The 18,971-nt window shown below is 48.4% G+C and carries 15 protein-coding genes; 7 read left to right on the top strand and 8 right to left on the bottom strand.

Going from position 1 to position 18,971, the window contains the following annotated elements; genetic code table 11:
- Window positions 1-321 precede the first annotated feature (321 nt).
- From AT687_RS06225 to acnA, 5 genes are all read right to left on the bottom strand, one after another.
- On the bottom strand, window positions 322-1,686 hold the full coding sequence (locus AT687_RS06225) for a PFL family protein (protein WP_014303438.1): 1,365 nt from the start codon (window positions 1,684-1,686) through the stop codon (window positions 322-324).
- 16 nt (window positions 1,687-1,702) lie between these two features.
- Complete coding sequence (locus AT687_RS06220) at window positions 1,703-1,972, bottom strand: ACT domain-containing protein (RefSeq protein WP_014303437.1); 270 nt, start codon at window positions 1,970-1,972, stop codon at window positions 1,703-1,705.
- Window positions 1,973-2,060: 88 nt separating this feature from the next.
- Window positions 2,061-2,780, bottom strand: a complete 720-nt coding sequence (locus tag AT687_RS06215) for a glutamine amidotransferase (protein ID WP_014319108.1) — start codon at window positions 2,778-2,780, stop codon at window positions 2,061-2,063.
- Between the two features lie 34 nt (window positions 2,781-2,814).
- Window positions 2,815-3,387 (bottom strand): TetR/AcrR family transcriptional regulator, encoded by a 573-nt coding sequence (locus tag AT687_RS06210; protein ID WP_010934950.1) that lies wholly within the window; start codon window positions 3,385-3,387, stop codon window positions 2,815-2,817.
- A gap of 109 nt (window positions 3,388-3,496) precedes the next feature.
- Entirely contained in the window at window positions 3,497-6,301 is a 2,805-nt protein-coding gene (gene acnA / locus AT687_RS06205; protein WP_014319107.1) for an aconitate hydratase AcnA, read from the bottom strand.
- Window positions 6,302-7,063: 762 nt separating this feature from the next.
- Between acnA and AT687_RS06200 the strand changes: the two genes are divergently transcribed.
- Together AT687_RS06200 and AT687_RS06195 are read left to right on the top strand one after the other, a co-directional pair.
- Entirely contained in the window at window positions 7,064-8,782 is a 1,719-nt protein-coding gene (locus tag AT687_RS06200) for a DIP1281 family NlpC/P60 protein (RefSeq protein ID WP_014319106.1), read from the top strand.
- A 91-nt stretch (window positions 8,783-8,873) separates the two neighbouring features.
- Complete coding sequence (locus AT687_RS06195) at window positions 8,874-10,007, top strand: ferrochelatase (protein ID WP_014319105.1); 1,134 nt, start codon at window positions 8,874-8,876, stop codon at window positions 10,005-10,007.
- Here AT687_RS06195 and AT687_RS12625 read toward each other — a convergent pair.
- Window positions 9,980-10,765: a hypothetical protein gene (locus AT687_RS12625; RefSeq protein ID WP_014319104.1), complete on the bottom strand. Its 786-nt coding sequence runs from the start codon at window positions 10,763-10,765 to the stop codon at window positions 9,980-9,982. The genes AT687_RS06195 and AT687_RS12625 overlap by 28 nt on opposite strands.
- A 35-nt stretch (window positions 10,766-10,800) precedes the next feature.
- On the opposite strand from AT687_RS12625, the gene AT687_RS06185 reads away from it, so the two are divergent.
- The 3 genes from AT687_RS06185 to AT687_RS06175 are packed head-to-tail and all read left to right on the top strand — an operon-like array spanning window position 10,801 to window position 13,265.
- Window positions 10,801-11,643, top strand: a complete 843-nt coding sequence (locus AT687_RS06185; protein WP_003851535.1) for a DUF3097 domain-containing protein — start codon at window positions 10,801-10,803, stop codon at window positions 11,641-11,643.
- A gap of 21 nt (window positions 11,644-11,664) precedes the next feature.
- Window positions 11,665-12,144: an NfeD family protein gene (locus tag AT687_RS06180; protein ID WP_014319103.1), complete on the top strand. Its 480-nt coding sequence runs from the start codon at window positions 11,665-11,667 to the stop codon at window positions 12,142-12,144.
- Window positions 12,145-12,161: 17 nt separating this feature from the next.
- A complete protein-coding gene (locus tag AT687_RS06175; RefSeq protein WP_080571318.1) occupies window positions 12,162-13,265 on the top strand; it encodes an SPFH domain-containing protein in 1,104 nt (367 codons plus the stop codon).
- 104 nt (window positions 13,266-13,369) lie between these two features.
- Here the strand turns inward: AT687_RS06175 and AT687_RS06170 are convergent, their stop codons facing one another.
- Both AT687_RS06170 and AT687_RS11930 read right to left on the bottom strand, forming a co-directional pair.
- Window positions 13,370-13,936 carry a hypothetical protein gene (locus tag AT687_RS06170; protein WP_014319101.1) on the bottom strand — a complete coding sequence of 189 codons (567 nt, stop codon included), beginning with the start codon at window positions 13,934-13,936 and terminating at the stop codon, window positions 13,370-13,372.
- 60 nt (window positions 13,937-13,996) lie between these two features.
- Entirely contained in the window at window positions 13,997-14,698 is a 702-nt protein-coding gene (locus AT687_RS11930) for a TVP38/TMEM64 family protein (protein ID WP_072574599.1), read from the bottom strand.
- Between the two features lie 249 nt (window positions 14,699-14,947).
- On the opposite strand from AT687_RS11930, the gene AT687_RS06165 reads away from it, so the two are divergent.
- Together AT687_RS06165 and scpA are read left to right on the top strand one after the other, a co-directional pair.
- On the top strand, window positions 14,948-16,759 hold the full coding sequence (locus tag AT687_RS06165; RefSeq protein WP_014319099.1) for a methylmalonyl-CoA mutase subunit beta: 1,812 nt from the start codon (window positions 14,948-14,950) through the stop codon (window positions 16,757-16,759).
- Window positions 16,760-16,761: 2 nt separating this feature from the next.
- Window positions 16,762-18,969, top strand: coding sequence for a methylmalonyl-CoA mutase (scpA, locus tag AT687_RS06160; RefSeq protein WP_014319098.1), 2,208 nt, complete (start codon window positions 16,762-16,764; stop codon window positions 18,967-18,969).
- Window positions 18,970-18,971: the final 2 nt, after the last annotated feature.

Genomic DNA, 18,971 nt, shown 5'->3' with positions numbered 1-18,971 from the left:
CGTAGAATAACGGTATGAAAATCTTCGGCAGTTTAATCTCTCGTCTTAGAGCAGAGAGCGAATTATCAGATGCTCATCGGAGCCTCATACTAAGTCTCGTCGCCACTGATGTCTTACTTAAATCTATTGTGTGGCACTTTCTTTATCATTTGCCAAAGTCGCGTATTAATGGCCCTAAATACCTTTGGGGCCTTCTGACGAGTGCCGTAGGCACTATTGGCCCTGTGGCATTTCTTTGTGTAGGAATCAAGTACAAAAATTAAAAAAGTTGGTCCGTTTTCGGTATTGACGAGGAAAGGACCAACTTTTTAACGCTAAAACCTAGTTACGGAATCCGTGGACAGGAGCCGGAATAAAGCCGCCGCGATGGATAAATGCGGAGTTATCAACAGTAGAGACTGGGATAACTGGGGCGTAGCCTAGAAGGCCACCAAAGTTGACTTCTTCTCCTGGTTTTGTTCCTGGAACTGGGATAACACGGACCGCAGTGGTTTTATGATTCATTACACCGATCGCAGCTTCGTCCGCGATCATGCCTGAAATAAGCTCTGCACTAGTGTCTCCTGGGATAGCGATCATATCGAGGCCCACTGAGCAGATTGCTGTCATCGCTTCAAGCTTGTCGACTGAAATATTGCCGGCACGGACTGCATCGATCATTCCTTTATCCTCAGAAACTGGAATGAACGAGCCCGAAAGTCCGCCTACTCGAGAGCATGCCATCATGCCGCCCTTCTTCACCGCGTCGTTAAGCAAGGCAAGCGCTGCGGTAGTACCGTGGGTTCCTACTTGGTCTAGACCCATGTGTTCCATAATGTGTGCAACGGAATCGCCAAGTTCTGCGGTTGGAGCGAGAGACAGATCGACGATGCCGAAAGGTACACCAAGGCGTTCAGAAGCAAGATTGCCAACTAGCTGGCCAGCACGAGTAATTTTGAAGGCTGCTTTCTTAATTGCCTCAGCGACTTGGTCTAAAGTAGCGCCATCCAGATCGCCGAGTGCTCGGTCAACGACGCCGGGACCGGATACACCTACACTCACGACGCAATCAGGTTCTTCCACACCATGGAATGCGCCGGCCATAAAGGGATTATCGCCGACAGCATTTGCGAAGACGACGAGTTTCGCGCATGCGATAGCACTGCGATCTTTAGTGAGTTCGGCTGCCTTTTTGACTACGATGCCCATTTCGCGGACAGCATCCATGTTGATACCAGATCGGGAAGATCCAATGTTCACTGATGAGCAGACAAGATCGGTTTCGGTGAGCGCTTGCGGTATCGAGTCGATAAGTTTCTTATCACCAGCTGTCATACCTTTTTCCACTAGGGCCGAATAACCGCCAATGAAGTTGACGCCTACCGTTTTAGCTGCTTTGTCTAGTGCGTGGGCGATCTCAACTGGACTTCCTTCTACAGCAGAAGCAATGAGTGAAATTGGAGTAACTGAAATTCGCTTGTTAACAATCGGAATTCCCAGTTCTCGTTCAATTCCTTCGCAGACTGAGACATGATCTTTTGCAAGGGTGGTTATTTTGTTATATACCGCTTCGCAGGTTTCTTGCATGGTTCCTCGAACGCAATCAAGGAGGCTAATGCCCATAGTGACGGTACGAATGTCCAGACGGTATTTCTCGATCATTTCGATGGTTTCGAGAATGCTGGAATACGAGTGTTGAGTCGTCATAAACCTATGAATCTTCCTAGATGATATTCATTGCGTCGAAGATTGCCTGAGATTGAATTCGAATCACCAGGTTTTGATCCTGTTCTACATCTGCCATTGATTCCTGGATTGTGGCAATATCCGTTGCAGAATCATCAAAGGATACGTGCAGGATCATGGTGAAGTAACCGTCCATGATCGTTTGAGAAACGTTGTTGATGTTAACGCCTAACTCGGCGCATTTTGTAGCTACAGCAGCGATGATTCCGGTGTGATCTGCACCGGTGACAGAGATAATGGCAAACATGGGGGTTATATTACTTCTTTCAAAAGAATTAAACAGGAAGAGGGCAATGGCTTTAATAAGTCGGGTACCCCACACGGGGTAACACTATCTACCGTTTTCCTTCACATACCTCGATAAAATTACGAAGCACTCGATTGGAATATGTGGTGTCAATGCTAGGAAGTGAAGATACGATTGCGTCATAATCCTCAGGTGAGAAGTAACCGTAGTCTTTATAAAAGTCCATTCGAGTTTTCATGGCTTGTGCATCCATCTCTGCGTGAAATTGGCATGCCCATGTGGTTTCGTTAGCTCGAATCATCTGAATCGGACAGGAGTCTCCAGTTGCCAATAAGACTGTAGAATCTCCTAGACAGATCGCGTTTTCTGTATGCCCAGTCAGCGATGTGAAAGTTGTTGGAAGGTCACGAGTAATACGGTCGGTTAGACCATCGGCCGTTAACGAAACTGTAGTAGCTCCGGAATCCTCTGGATGAGTGCGTCCGACTGTTCCACCAGTTAGATCGACGAGAAATGAATTTCCATAGCAAATAAAAAATGATGGAATAGCAGAGTAGACAATGCGAGATAACTCAGTATGGACGTGTTTTTGCCAATCCGAATATGTTTCATTGCTGATGTTAAGTGGACTTCCACCGACGATGATGCCATCGAAACGAGAGAAATCGGGGAGATGCTTCTCGACGTCATCAACAAGTACCTGCTCTAATTGCTCAGGTGCAAGCCCAGTAGCGCGAAGCACGTCATTACGTTCAGCGGTTGCCACATCATGGCTAGGCCGCGGGGATACCAGCAAAATTGAAACCATATATGTCACTCTAGACTACTTTGTCTATATTGGCCTAGCTAGGTTGTGATGATCGAACTGATTCTTCAACCAAATCCAATACTCGTTCTAAGTTATCGGTATCGCCACCAGAAGCGAGACGCGAAATAAAACCATCTAAAACGGTTTCTAAGTATGTGTGTAATACATCAATGGGTACGTCGTCACGCATGCGTCCCAAATGTGCGTTTCTTTGAAGGCGCTCCAACACGGCGTCGTCCAGAACACGCTGGTGTTCTATCCAACGATTTCGAAAACTGGGGTCTGTCCGCAACATCTTGGTTATTTCAAGCCTAGTTGCTAGCCAGTCATGGCGTTCAGGGTGGGCTAGCATATCGCGCATTACTTCCACGAGCCCATTTTCTGCGACGACTTCAGCCATCCGTGCCGCATCTTCGCGGGCAAGTGCCAAGAATAGATTTTCTTTGTCACTAAAGTGATGAAAAATCGCGCCACGGGATTTACCCACGGTTTCTTCTAATCGGCGCACAGTTGCGCCTTCGTAACCATGTTCGGCGAAGCATCGACGTGCGCCTTCGAGTATCTCCTGTCGACGCATCGATAGCTCGGTGTTGCTCACAACGGGCATAATGTATTGGTAGCCCCTTCTCGTTAGAGAGACAATAAATCAGGTTAGGGGGCTCCACCTCGTTTTTGAGATAGAGCCCCCTATGGTTACGACATAATCAGCGCAGAAATTAAGCGTTGATCATGTTGCGAAGCACGTACTGGAGAATACCACCGTTACGGTAGTAATCAGCTTCGCCTGGTGTGTCAATACGAACGACTGCGTCGAATTCAACTTGGTCGCCAGATTCCTTTGTAGCTGTCACATGAACAGTCTTAGGGGTAACACCGTTGTTGAGCTCTTCAATGCCTTCAATATCGAAGGTTTCCGTACCATCCAAGCCCAAAGATGCATGCGATTCACCTGCAGGGAACTGCAGTGGAATAACGCCCATGCCAATCAAATTGGAGCGGTGAATACGCTCAAAGGACTCCGTGATAACGGCTTTGACGCCTAGAAGATTGGTTCCCTTTGCAGCCCAGTCGCGGGAAGAACCGGTGCCGTATTCTTTACCTGCGATTACAACAAGTGGAATACCAGCAGCTTTGTAGTTTTGGCAGGCATCGAAGATGAATGCTTGCTCGCCATTCTTGGTGAAGTCACGCGTGTAGCCGCCAGCGATGTCGACTAGCTGGTTCTGAAGTCGAATGTTCGCAAAAGTGCCGCGCATCATTACTTCGTGGTTACCACGACGGGATCCCAAGGAGTTGTAGTCGTTACGAGCAACTCCGTTTTCATCCAAGTACTGTGCAGCAGGAGTACCAGGTTTGATGGACGAAGCAGGGGAGATATGGTCGGTGGTTACTGAATCTCCCAACTTAGCCAAAACGCGAGCGCCCTTGATATCTGACACTGGAGCAGGCTCCGTCGTCATACCATCAAAGTATGGTGCCTTGCGGATATAGGTCGACTTCTCATCCCAGTCGAAGGTCTTGCCCTCTGGAGTAGGAAGGTTTTGCCACTGCTCATCACCCTTGAAGACATCTGCATAGTCTGCTTCATAAAGTTCGCGAGAAATAGCACCAGCGATGGTTTCTTCAATTTCTTCAGTGGAAGGCCAAATATCCTTCAAGAAGACGTCATTGCCATCGATATCTTGACCAAGAGGTTGCGTCTCGAAGTCGAAATCCATTGTGCCGGCGATTGCATACGCAATTACCATGATGGGGGATGCCAAGTAGTTCATCTTGACATCAGGAGAGATACGACCTTCAAAGTTACGGTTACCAGACAAGACTGCCGTTGCAGTCAAATCATTTTCATTGATAGCCGCAGAAATTTCTTCTGGCAATGGGCCCGAGTTTCCGATGCAGGTAGTGCAGCCAAAGCCGGAAAGGTAGAAGCCTAAAGCCTCAAGATCTTTCCAAAGGTCCGCACGCTTGTAATATCCATCGACGACTTGCGATCCAGGCGCACAAATGGTCTTAACCCATGGTTTTGCCTTGAGTCCCTTAGCTGCAGCCTTACGAGCAATCAATCCGGCGCCAATCATGACTGATGGATTCGAAGTGTTGGTGCAGGAAGTAATCGATGCAATTGCGACCATGCCGTGGTCTAGGGTGTATTCGCCACCATTTGGTGAAGAAACAACAACTGGATTGGACTGGCGGCCAGCTGCCCCTTCAGCGGCAGATTCACCATGGCCTGCACGCGAGGAGTTGTAGCCAGCGACGTCTTCGCCTTCTTTTTGTACAGCGCCTTCAGAATCCATGCGCTTAGCTGGAAGAGACTCGTCAACAGGTTCTGCGGAGCAGTAATCAGGAAGATCCTTACGGAATTGTTCCTTCGCTTCAGTCAGCAAAATGCGATCCTGTGGGCGCTTAGGACCTGCAATAGAAGGTACAACGGTGGACAGATCAAGCTCAAGGTACTCAGAATATTCCGCTTCAGGAGCATCCTGCTCGAGCCACATGCCCTGTGCCTTGGCGTATGCTTCTACGAGCGCAACTTGTTCCTCCGAACGTCCGGTCAAGTGCATGTACTTGACAGTTTCTTCGTCGATAGGGAAGATTGCACAGGTGGAGCCGAATTCGGGGGACATGTTTCCGATAGTTGCGCGGTTAGCGAGCGGAATCGACTTAACGCCATTTCCGTAGAATTCGACGAATTTTTGGACTACGCCATGTTCGCGAAGCATTTCAGTGATGGTGAGAACAACATCGGTTGCCGTTACGCCAGCGGGGATTTCGCCAGTCAACTTAAAGCCAACAACGCGTGGAATGAGCATCGATACTGGCTGGCCAAGCATTGCAGCCTCGGCCTCGATGCCACCAACGCCCCAACCCAAAATGCCAAGACCATTTTCCATGGTGGTGTGTGAGTCGGTTCCAATGCAGGTGTCGGGATATGCCAATCCATTGTTGTCAAAGACAACTCGGGCCAAGTTCTCAATATTCACCTGGTGGACAATGCCGGTTCCTGGAGGAACTACGCGGAAGTTAGAGAATGCCTTTGAGCCCCAGCGCAGGAACTGGTATCGCTCTTCATTGCGCTCATATTCGATTTCGACATTCTTTGCCAACGCTAAAGTTGAACCGAATGCCTCGATGATGACCGAGTGGTCAATAACCATTTCGGCAGGGTTGAGTGGATTAACTTTGTCTGGATCGCCACCGAGCGTCTTAACCGCTTCACGCATGGTAGCAAGATCAACGACGCAAGGCACACCGGTGAAGTCCTGCATCAACACGCGGGCAGGGGTGAACTGGATTTCAATGCTTGGTTCCGCTGATGGATCCCAATTTGCGATCGCATTAATATGATCCGCGGTGATGTTTGCACCATCTTCAGTGCGTAGAAGATTTTCGCCGAGAACCTTTAGAGAATACGGTAGCTTCTCCATGCCTTTAACAGCGCTGAGTGCGAAGTAGTCATACGACTTGTCGCCGACCTCAAGTGTTTGTTTGGCATTGAAGGAGTTCTTGCTTTCAGTCACAGTGAGCTCCACTTCGTTTTGGGGTGATCAGTTGAATGTCTGTTCACAACTTTGCTTCAAAATGGGACAGAGGCAAAGCGTTAAAATCGCGCAGATGTAGCAGAAGACTTTTGTTGGGTAATACCTGCAAGAGCAATCCCACATCGTCGCCTGACGCACATTCTAACAGTACGGGCGTAATGTTGCCTACTGTTTTGCCCGATTGACTTCCGCAAATACCCCCGCATGGAGCAAATGTTAGGGACATCGAAGTGGGGCAAATGTGGTCATACAGCCCTCATGTCTAGGTACTGGGCTTGACTTTGTTGTAGTGTGGCTCAATTTTCAAATATCGTTAGTCCTTAAATTGTCCGATGAAGATTGTTCAGCCTCATATATATGTGGAATGGTGATTGGCCAAGGTTTCAGACTTGATTACGGCCTTAAGCCTGCAGCAACACGCGGATTTTTCTAAAAGTGCCTCATATCACATTAATTATTTTCATGAGGCTTTTGGCAGGTCACGTCCATGGAGGGGTGCATGTGAATAATGTGGTTACATTGATAATTGCATCGTAATGGGGACATAGGGGTGTTAGTGCACTATTGTTCTGAGAATGACTCGTGTGTCGATTCTGGTAACTTGACTTGATGTTTGTCACGCATGTGGGGAAGCACGCGGAGATTACTCAAGTCATAATTCGAAGATCGAGATTCGAGTCACTCAACCTTGTTATTGGTTTGCATGGAAACACCATGTGAAACGTTTATAGGAGTAGCCCTGTGACTATACGATCGTCTATGTCTAGGCGTACCACTACGAAAGTGATGCGCGGCTTGATCGCATCTGGATTATCGATTGCATTTCTCGGGGCTACTTCTCCCGTGGTAGCAGAGCCTGCAAACCCTTCAGACACTGAAATAGCTTCTGCAGACAGCCAAGTAGGCGTAGCCCAAGGTGAGGTGTCAAAGCTAGTAGCATCGGTTTCTAATTCAGACTCCGAAATCGCAGCTTTGGAACTCGAAATGGGGGGATTGCGCGAGGCAGTTAACAAAGCGCTGGTTGATCTGCATGACGCACAAAGTTCAGCTGAACGGGCTCGGCAAGGCGTGACTGTGGCACGCAAGAAGCTTGACGATATTCAAGCGGAGATATTAAAAGCCCAAAAAACGCTCGATGAAATTTCTCGTAGTGCTTATCGGCAGGGGGCAGTACCAAGTGGTGTTGCAGGTGTTTCCGGTAAGGCTACTTCAGAAGAAGCGTTGGATCGCCAAACTTTCCTACGTACTAATGCTCAAAAACAACGCGAAGCGGTAGATGCCCTCGACAGGTTACGAACCGAGCAAGCAAATGAAGAGTCGCGACTTCGTGAGGTCAAGAATCTCGCTGAAAAGCGGGAATCTGAAGCTGAAAGCGCTAAGGCTTCAGCTCAACAAGCAATTGATTCTTCTAATTCAAAGCTGGAAGAAAATCTCCGTAAACGAGCTGAGTTAATTAGTAAGCGCGAAGATGCCCAGCGTGGTCTCGATTCTGCTCGGGGTAATGCCGATTCGTTACGTCAACAACGATCAGAATACGAGGAATACAAGCGGGCAGAAGAAGCTCGAAAGAAAGCAGAAGCAGAAGCTGCCGCAGCTGAAAAGGCACGTCAGGAAGCTGAAGCTGCTCGTAAGGCGAAAGAAGAGGCTGCTAGGATTGCAGCGGAAGCTGCTCGAAAAGCCGCTGACGAAGCTGCCCGAAAGGTTGCGGCGGAAAAAGCAGAAAAAGCACAGCAAGATGCAGAAAAGGCTGCGAAAGCAGCTCAGGCTCAAGCCGAGGCTGAAAGACAGGCTTCAGAGAATCGCCGTTCTACAGCGAACGATTCTGCTCGCGCCGCTGCTGCGTTGATTGAGGCTGCAACGCCAAATCATGCGTCTTTAGATGATCCATATGATTCGAATAACCAAGACGGAAACTACATTGCTGCTGTAGAAAACGAAGATAACGATTCTTCTATTCTTGATGACCTGGACGTTGCTCAGGTTGATTCGATGGAGGATATATCTGAAAAGGCATCTGCGTTAGTAGAAAACGCGAGCCGAAGCGAAAAGATTGAAATAGTCATCTCAAGGGCAATGGCTTATATTGGAACTCCTTACGCATGGGGCGGCGGTAATGCGAGTGGCCCAACGCAAGGTATTCGAGACGGCGGCGTGGCTGATTCTTTCGGTGACTTTAATAAAATTGGATTCGACTGTTCGGGGCTAACTTTGTATGCATTTGCTGGTGTAGGTATAGCTTTGCCTCATTATACTGGTTACCAGTACCAAAAGGGAACCAAAGTTGATCCCTCCAATATGCAGCGCGGAGATCTTATTTTCTACGGCCCTAATGCCGAGTACCATGTGGCCATCTATCTTGGTGATGGAACAATGCTAGAGGCTCCGCAATCAGGATCAAGCGTTAAAGTTTCTCCAGTTCGTTGGTCTGGAATGAGTCCATACGCTGTGCGCCTCATTTAAGCAGTAAATATTGAATAAACGGGTGAAAGTCTTGACTGTGAGGATAACGGTTGCTCAAGACTTTCACCCTTTAGTGTTAAGCTAACTGCTTATGGTCGAACCTGTGCACTCGTCTTTGCTACCGCTGCCTACGTGGACGTTATCGGACGTCGACGCAATATTAGTTCTCTCTTTTGGCGGTCCAGAGGGACAACAAGATGTCATACCTTTTCTTGAAAATGTAACTCGTGGCAGAGGTATTCCTCGTGAACGCCTCGAAGAAGTTGCGGTTCATTACCGACATTTTGGCGGTATAAGTCCACTTAATGCTCTTAATCGAGAAATTATTGGCAATATCATTGAAGTATTGTCGTCGCGTGGACTCGAGATTCCTGTGTATTTTGGAAATAGAAATTGGCGCCCATTTGTCAATGACACCGCTGAGAAAATGGTTCGCGATGGTGTTCGGAATGTCGCAGTTTTTGCTACCTCTGCGTGGGGCGGGTATTCAGGATGTCGACAATATGATGAAGATATTGTCAGAATGAATCACCATCTGGCAGAAAAGGGGCTCCCGACTCTTAACTGTTTGAAACTTCGACAATTCTTTGATCATCCATTATTTATTGAAGAAATGTCTTCGGTTGTATTTCAAGCCGCAAGAGAATTAGGAATTTCGGCACTTGATGAGCTCCAGCTGCATCAAAAAGTCGTTTTTACCGCACACTCCATACCTGAAGTAGCCAATGAGAATTCAGGGCGTGAGGAAGACGGGCCGTTATACTCGCGTCAAGTTTACGAAGCAGCGTCACTCGTCGCAAAGCATCTTGGTATAAGCCAAGCGCGTTACGACGTAGTCTGGCAGTCTGCTTCAGGAAATGGTCAGATTCCTTGGTTAGAACCGGATATTTTAGATTATGCGAAATGTCAACATGAGCAAGGCATTTCCGAACTCGTTGTTGCACCCATTGGTTTCATTTCAGACCATATGGAAGTTGTGTGGGACTTGGATCATGAACTCCAAGACTTAGCTTCAGATTTAGGAATGTCAATTTCTAGAGCTGCAACTGTTGGACATACCGATTCCTTCGCAACCATGATCGTAGAATTAGTCGAAGAATCATTAGGAGTAAAACCGCATCAGAACCTCGGAACTGTTCCGTCGAAGGGATGCTCCTTCAACGGTGAACCATGTGAAGTAAATTGTTGTAAGCCGGTTCAGCGACCCCATTCTGCAAAAGCGTAAGAAACCGCTGCCATTCGAGCATGGCGAACGTGTTGTGCTAGGGGAAATAGATGTGGGTCAAAAGCATGCTCCTGTAAAGATTGAGTCACACCTTCCACGATTGACGCTACCGTGTCTGCCCGAGAGATCAGCTTTAACGCACGCTGGGCTACTTGCTCAGGCAACCCTGGGTTCTCGTAAAAGTCTGTCAAACGTCCAACAGTAAGCCTTGGATTCCGAGCTGGAGTGCGGAAATTTGGTTGTTTCTCGATGAAGGCTGCGCTGTACCGAGTAGCTTCCGCCAAATTGAAATCAGCTTCGCCGGGACTTAATGCAGGAGGTAGCCTCGTCGGTTCGGCGGAAGTAATCCAGTGCCATTGGGTTCTTCCTTGGGCATCCGAACCTCGGGGTATAAGAAAACCATAGGTATGTGGCTGCGCCAAGGCTACGGCTATCGCAGCTTGTGGAGCAGATCTAGCTTGGCTTCCAAGCGTTGTACGCACGTCTTCTGGGAAACAAATGGGATCGCCAGGACCCCCTAGAAGTAAACGAAACTGCGGTTCTTCGCTTAGTGCTGATCTATGATGTAGATCAGTATTTTTCCTCAAGATTCGGAAAATTTCATGATTTCCGTCGCCGATGCCAACAAGGTGGCCTTGACCAAAGAGCTCAGTAAGACTGTAGTCTGCATCGTCAATACTGATATGACCGTATAGCCATGCGCCTATCCAAAGACTAGCGTTTTGCAATGGACTGTAGAGATTGTCGCGGATATTCATAGCTTTAAAGACCTTAGCGGATAGGCTGTGGTGTTATGACTTTCCATGATCCATATGCCGGCAACATTCTAAAAGGACATTCTCGAAATGTTCCGCAACAATTTCCTGAAGTCCCAGCGAAACCTGGTTTAGTGGTCGAGGTACTAGCCGATGGTTTTGTTGGTGCAGTTATTAATTTTGAACGAACTTACGACGGAGATTTCATTCGACTTGAAGATCGCTATCAACATGAGCGCCTTTTTAAGCTGAGAAAAGGAGCGTTCCTCATTGACGGGAATCGGGTTACGCTTACGCGTTTCGTGGAAAAGAAACAGCCCGAACGATCAAATTCAGGTTCCCGAAAAGTAAAACACGTTGAAGCGAAAGTTGCGGCACCATCGCGGATCTGGGTTGAAGGTATTCATGATGCAGCAATCGTTGAAAAAATATGGGGTCATGATCTGCGAGTTGAAGGCGTAGTGGTGGAATATCTGGAAGGACTTGATAATCTTCCGCATCAGTTAGCCCAGTTTAAGCCTCAACTAGGACGGCGAGTCGGAGTATTAGCAGACCACCTAGTGGAAGGATCCAAAGAAACAAAGCTGACCGAAAGCGTCGGGCCAGATGTTCTCGTGACGGGCCATCCCTATATTGACATTTGGGCCGCAGTAAAACCTGAAAGACTAGGTTTGCGAGAATGGCCAAAAGTTCCATACGGCGAGGATTGGAAAATGGGCATCTGCCGCCGAGTTGGCTGGGCTGATCCAAAAGAAGGCTGGAATCGTGTATACAATGCCGTGCATTCATTCCGAGACGTCGATTCCACTTTAATTGGGGCAGTTGAGCGACTGGTTGATTTTGTTACAACCCCAGAGCTAAAGAAAGAAGACCTTTTGTAACACGCCTCGCTCATATTAGGGATGAGGTTTCTACGCGACGATTTGGTTTTCAGTAAGCTAGATGCTGTGGGATCTTTGGAATGGTTTGTAATAGGTGTAGCGCTAGTTGTCTTAGAGCTGTTTATCGGTGAACTGACATTCTTCATGCTTGGCCTTGCTGCTATTTGTGCCGCTGGGGTTGGATTGGTTACAGATAACGTCGCACTACAAGCCGCCGCTTTTTCAGTCTCTGCGATTTCTTTATTATTGTTCCTCAAACCTCTGATAAAGAAACATTTTGAACTACCGACTTCACTGGAGCTTACTCCACGGGCTCTCATCGGAATGAGTGGGGAAGTTGTTGAAAAGATTACGGAGCATTCGGGGCAAATCAAGCTGGATGGTTCCATCTGGTCTGCTCGAAGCCTTGATCCCGCCGTTAATTTCCAGACAGGACAATCCGTTTGCGTAGTAGAAATTGACGGCCCAACTGCCGTTGTATGGAAGGAGAGTAAAACGTGATAGTTCTTGCAGTTATCATGGTGCTTTTTGCAATTGTTATTGCTAAATCCATTGTAATTATTCCGCAAGGTGAAGCCGCCGTTGTCGAGCGCCTAGGTCGGTACACCAAGACTGTTGCAGGCGGGATTAGTTTGTTAGTACCGTTTATCGACAGAGTACGGGCGAAAGTAGACACCCGTGAACGGGTTGTGTCCTTCCCACCACAAGCTGTTATCACTCAAGACAATCTTACTGTTGCTATTGATACTGTCGTCACTTTTCAAATCAATGATGCAGCAAAAGCAATTTATGGTGTTGACAACTACATTGTAGGCGTCGAACAAATTTCGGTTGCAACTCTCCGTGATGTAGTTGGCGGAATGACATTAGAGGAGACTCTAACTTCTCGAGAAGTAATCAATCGTCGATTGCGCGGTGAGCTCGATGCGGCTACTACAAAGTGGGGATTAAGAATTAGCCGAGTAGAGCTCAAAGCGATTGATCCTCCTCCATCGATCCAGCAATCGATGGAAATGCAGATGAAAGCTGATCGTGAAAAACGCGCCATGATTCTGACCGCTGAGGGACGCCGCGAATCTGATATTCGAACTGCAGAAGGCGAAAAACAAGCAAAGATCCTCGCGGCTGAAGGTGAAAAGCATGCAGCAATTTTGGCGGCAGAAGCAGCAAAGGAAGCCAGAATTCTAGAAGCTGAAGGTCAACGCGCTGCGCGTTATCTTGAAGCTCAAGGTGAAGCTCGGGCGATACAGAAAGTTAACGCCGCAATCAAGGCGTCTCGGTTGACACCTGAGGTCTTGGCATATCAGTATCTCGAAAAATTGCCGCAACTTGCCGAGGGCAAAGCTTCAACAATGTGGATGATTCCATCACAATTTGGCGACTCGTTGGAAGAATTTGCGAAGGCGCTCGCCAATAAAGGAGACGATGGTGTCTTCCGTTACGAACCAAGTGAAGTCGATGAGCACAGCAGCCGATTAGTTGGCGAAGACAATCATGAAGATTGGTTTAAAACTGAGTCAAACCCAGAAATTGCTGCCGCGGTAGCAGCAGCAAATGCTGTAGCTAATAAGCCTGTTGAGGGGCCTGATCCTGGCACTGAATTAGCTTCATTGGACCAATAATGAAAATTAGATATTGAGTAACAGGTCTCTACAGGTCTCTACATTGTCTGCGATGCACAGTACGCTCGCTTTGAGCGCATAGTGCATCGCAGAGATTTTGTTGGCTAATCAATATTTGCACGCTGTAGTAGATCAATGGCAAGTTGATAGCCTGCAAGCTCAGCTTGCCAGCCTGCCGCTTGCAAACGCTGGCTTATAGCTTGTTTCGAGATGCCTAATTCTTCAGCGGCCTCTATTTGGTTTAATCCGGAACGCATCAAACTCGTTGCTTCGCGACCTTCCGCAGTTCTTTTAGAGAGTATGTAAGCGAGCATGACAAAGGCTGCTTGGATGGGGGCAGCCCACTTTTTATCTTTCTTTACCCCCACTTTCACTGTGCCAGCTCGGGCGCGTGGTCCTAGTACTTTGTGGGCAAAAGCAAGGGAATCTTCTGAAGTCGCTGTTGTGGTATCCATAACAGCGATAGCTACAGCCCAATCTCCTGCTGCTAAAAGAGCTAGCGCTGTATCGCAGGTAGCCTCGGCAGTATCAATTATTGACGCTATATCTTCCACGTCCACCAGAGTGAATTGCTCAACCCCCTCCAACGTCGACAACGCTGCTGCAGCCTTGCTTACGTATTCTGCACGTTTGAGTTCTCGACCTCGGTACCGAGCTTGGATAGCGTACATGCCTGAATGATCCTCTCGACTAAAGCACCATAGTATTAGTTCAACACACTACCTTATTGTCTATGTTGATGACTTGACTAGCAGTCTCGAATCGATAATTAATCCACATAAACCTAGGATTGCGAAACATATGGTCGGGATAAAAAAGGTTGCATTGTAGCTTTGCGCAAGTCCATTTCCAATGAAAACTGTAACAATTGTCCCAGGTGCAGACCCGATGCATGTAGCCAACCCGAAACTTGTTAAAGGGATGTTCGTCATTCCTGCTACATAATTCAATAACGAAAAGGGCACTGCAGCGATCATTCGCAGGGATGCAACTGCAAACCAACCTCGTTGCTCAATATGATGATTTACGCGAACAGCATTGGCGGATGTTAACCGCGATCGAGTCCAATCACCCAGAATTCTTCGGACGATGAGTAATGACAGCATGGCCGACGCTGTTGTACTTAACAGGGCGATGACAATTCCAACCAATGGGCCGAAAAGAATTCCAGAAGAAAGCGTCAAGAGTGTGCGTGGTATCGGAAACTGCGTTATTGAAATGTATAAGACAATAAAAACCACAACAAACCATGCGCCAGTATCGTCTGCCCAAGTACGTAAAACAGTTAGCGGAGGAACGTCGATAATCACAGTTGCTACAAGAAAAACGCAGCATAGTAACGTAAAACCAAGTTTCTTAACGGTGCTCCACTCTGAAATCCTGTTGAATCCATCACGAAAAAGCTCAAGAAAATAAGAGAAAATCGCGCTCACGTGGGCTAACTTTAGCCCGATCGGACACATTCGGTTGGAAATGCTCACCAAATACTGATGTATCGGACTACACTTAGTAGTTGTTATGAGGCGCCTATCACCTTGGTCTGGTGTAGGAACCTTATGCCACGAAAATTTTGTTCACAACCACATAGGTGCGTGGACGCATAAAGTTGAGACGATTCATTTGTCCGTTTTGTATTTATGCGCTTCTCGTTCCTTCTACTGTGAGGGGAGTGGGTTCCACTCGTGACTGACACACGAATCGCCCAAACTGAAGAGCTCGAGGCTCAGCGACAGGAATGGTATAAAGCTGTTGCTAAAGTTTTCGCTCGCGTACAGAAAAAAGATGTTGCTGACGTTCCGCTAGATATTTGGCAGCATCTTATTCGCACCACGTACGATGACATCAAAGTCAACCCTTTGTACAACCGTGCAGACGAATTAGAAGAAACTCAGATTCCAGGTTCATTCCCATATACACGTGGTTTTGCCGGTGTAGGGAAAGAAGAAGGCGTTGGCTGGGGAGTAACCGAAGCGTTCGGCGCATCTTCTTCTAACAAAGATGTACTTCATGCTCTTGACAATGGCACAACCGATATCGTTGTTTATGGAGAAGCCAACATTGAAGAGCTCCTCAAAGAGGTACTTTTCCAGTACGCCCCAGTTCGTCTGAACTCTGGTGTCGCGACTGAAGAAATGACCAATCGTCTTTTCTCGATGGTTGACGCTCAGCGTACCGCGCCACGAAGCATCGAGCTTGGAGCATCGCCACTTAGCTCCATGATCGATGGGTCAGCCTCTGTTGACCTCGACACCGCGATTAATCTAGCTGTTCGCGCATCTGAGCGTGAAAACACTCGCGCGATCTTGGTCGATGCAGTTTCCTTCTCAAATCAAGGTGCTACGGATGCGCAGCAGATTGGTCTCGCGCTAGCAGCCGGCGCAGAATATCTCCGCGGCTTGGTAGCTGCAGGGCTCTCTACAGAGCAAGCCTTACAGCAGCTTTCATTCCGTTATGCAATTACGGACGATCAGTTTGCTCAAATTTCCAAATTGCGAGCAGGCCGAGCACTCTGGGCTCGAGTTGCAGAAATTCTTGGTGCTAAGGAACTCGGAAGTGCTCCACAACATGCACTGACGGCTCCTGTCATGTTTACTCAGCGTGATCCGTGGGTGAACATGTTGCGTTCCACGGTGGCAGCATTCGCTGCAGGCGTTGGCGGCGCCAAAGACGTAGAAGTTTTGTGCTTTGACTGGGCAATTGCAGGCGGAATTCCAAATGTTTCGCGCAGCTTTGCTCACCGCATTGCGCGTAATACGAACCTTCTGCTTCTCGAAGAATCTCACCTAGGTCATGTCATTGACCCAGCCGGTGGATCGTATTACGTCGAAAGTCTAACTTCATCGATCATCGAGAAGGCATGGAAGGTCTTCACTGATATCGAAGCAGCTGGTGGCTTCCTTGCAGCCGTCGAAAACGGTTCCGTTAAAGAAATGCTTGACGATGCTCATGAGCGAGTACGCCGTGATATTGCGCATCGAATCAAGAAGGTCACCGCAATCAACGAATTTCCAAATCTCGCAGAAGCGCCGTTGCCGGCGGAGCTTCGCGTAGAGCCAACCTGTGTACGCCGTTGGGCTGCAGAATTCGAGTCGTTCCGTAACCGCTCGGATGTTTTCATGGAGGTCAACGGAAAACGGCCACAAGCTGTACTCATCCCACTAGGCCCACTTGCAAAGCACAATATTCGTACTGGTTTTATTACCAATCTTCTTGGTACAGGCGGAATTGAGGCTTTGAACCCAGGGCAGGTTGTTCCAGGAACCCCTGAGTTTGCTGAGGCTGCTGCTAGCGCCAAGATTGCAGTCATTTGTGGCACGGACGCTGAATACGATGCAACTGGTGCTGAGGCATTGGCTGAACTGCGCAAGCTCGGTGTAGAAACCATTTTGTTAGCGGGATCGCCAGGACATGATTTCGAACCGGATGACTATTTGAATATGAAGATCGACGCAGCTACGAAGCTCGATGGTCTACTGAAGAAGTTGGGAGCTTAACCATGACTACTATCCCAAATTTTGCAGAGTATCCAGCATCTCCTGAGAACCAGAACGCTGCGGACTCAAGTGCGCTTGAGCAACAAGTTTGGACTACGCCAGAAGGCATTGATGTCAAGCGTGTATATAAGCGCAACGACCGAAATGACAGTGTGCCTGCGGAGCAGCTGGACTCGTACCCAGGTATGGTGCCGTTTATGCGTGGACCATATCCAACCATGTACACTAATCAGCCATGGACAATTCGTCAGTACGCAGGATTTTCCACTGCTGCTGAATCAAATGCTTTCTATCGTCGTAACCTCGCAGCAGGCCAGAAAGGTCTGTCAGTTGCTTTCGATTTGGCTACTCACCGTGGTTATGACTCAGACAATGAGCGCGTAGTCGGCGACGTTGGTATGGCTGGCGTTGCAATCGACTCAATTTTGGATATGCGCCAACTTTTTGAAGGCATCGACCTTGGAAAAGTATCTGTCTCCATGACGATGAATGGCGCTGTGCTTCCAGTGCTTGCTCTCTACATCGTTGTTGCGGAAGAACAAGGTGTCGCACCTGAGCAGCTAGCCGGAACAATTCAGAATGACATTCTGAAAGAGTTCATGGTTCGTAACACCTATATCTACCCACCGAAGCCTTCGATGCGCATCATTTCGAATATTTTCGAATACACATCATTGAAGATGCCTCGGTTTAACTCCATTTCAATTTCGGGCTACCACATTCAGGAAGCCGGTGCGACTGCTGACCTCGAGCTCGCTTATACACTTGCTGATGGTATTGAGTACATCCGCGCTGGTAAAGGCGTTGGCCTAGATGTTGATAAGTTTGCTCCTCGACTTTCCTTCTTCTGGGGTATTTCCATGAATACGTTCATGGAAATTGCAAAACTTCGCGCTGGCCGTCTACTTTGGAGCGAACTGGTCGCTAAATTCGATCCAAAGAACCCTAAATCTCAGTCGTTGCGTACCCACTCACAGACTTCTGGTTGGTCGCTGACCGCCCAAGATGTCTACAACAATGTGGCACGTACCGCTATCGAGGCAATGGGTGCAACTCAAGGCCATACGCAGTCTTTGCACACCAATGCTCTTGACGAAGCTTTGGCACTGCCAACGGATTTCTCTGCACGTATCGCGCGTAACACGCAGCTGCTGCTTCAACAAGAATCTGGGACCACGGCACCAGTTGATCCATGGGCCGGTTCGTATTACATCGAGTGGCTCACTGAGCAGCTAGCTGAGCGAGCTCGTGCCCACATCGAAGAAGTTGAGAACGCTGGCGGAATGGCTCAGGCCACGATCGAAGGTATTCCAAAACTCCGCATCGAAGAATCCGCTGCACGTACTCAGGCGCGTATTGATTCCGGCCGTCAAGCTTTGATTGGTGTGAACAAATATGTCGTCGAAGAGGACGAGCAGATCGAAGTTCTCAAGGTCGACAACACCAAGGTACGTGCGGAGCAACTAGCAAAGCTTGAGCAGTTGCGCGCTGAGCGCGATCAAGCTGAGGTCGATCGATGCCTGAAAGCACTCACCGAAGCCGCTCGCATCGAAGAAAAGGAACCAGGCAACCTAGATCAGAACTTGCTTAAACTAGCAGTCGATTGCGCTCGCGCTAAGGCAACTGTGGGTGAGATTTCTGACGCACTCGAAGAGGTATTCGGCCGTCACGAGGCTGAAATTCGTACGCTCTCCGGCGTGTACAAGGACGAAGTTGGAAAGGAGGGCACTGTGGGTAATGTTTCTAAGGCAATCGCTATGGCTGATGCTTTTGAAACTGAGGAAGGCCGCCGCCCTCGTATCTTCTTGGCCAAGATGGGGCAGGATGGTCACGATCGCGGACAAAAAGTTGTTGCATCTGCATATGCTGACCTCGGCATGGATGTCGATGTCGGACCACTGTTCCAGACCCCAGCAGAGGCAGCGCGTGCCGCGGTTGATGCGGACGTTCACGTTGTCGGCGTTTCTTCCCTGGCTGCAGGTCACCTGACTCTGGTTCCTGCTCTCAAGGAAGAGCTTGCCAAGTTGGGCCGTGAAGACATCATGGTCGTCGTTGGTGGCGTTATCCCGCCAGGAGATTTCCAAGAACTTTACGACGATGGTGCAGTCGCTATTTATCCTCCAGGAACCTTTATCGCAGATGCTGCGATCGATATGCTGGAAAAGTTGGCGGCTAACCTTGGTATCGACCTCAAGGTCGACGAAGCGTAATT

The organism is Corynebacterium diphtheriae (assembly GCF_001457455.1).
GTDB lineage: Bacteria > Actinomycetota > Actinomycetes > Mycobacteriales > Mycobacteriaceae > Corynebacterium > Corynebacterium diphtheriae.
The sequence above is the reverse complement of the archived record's forward strand: the minus strand, read 5'-3'. Positions and strand labels throughout refer to the sequence as shown.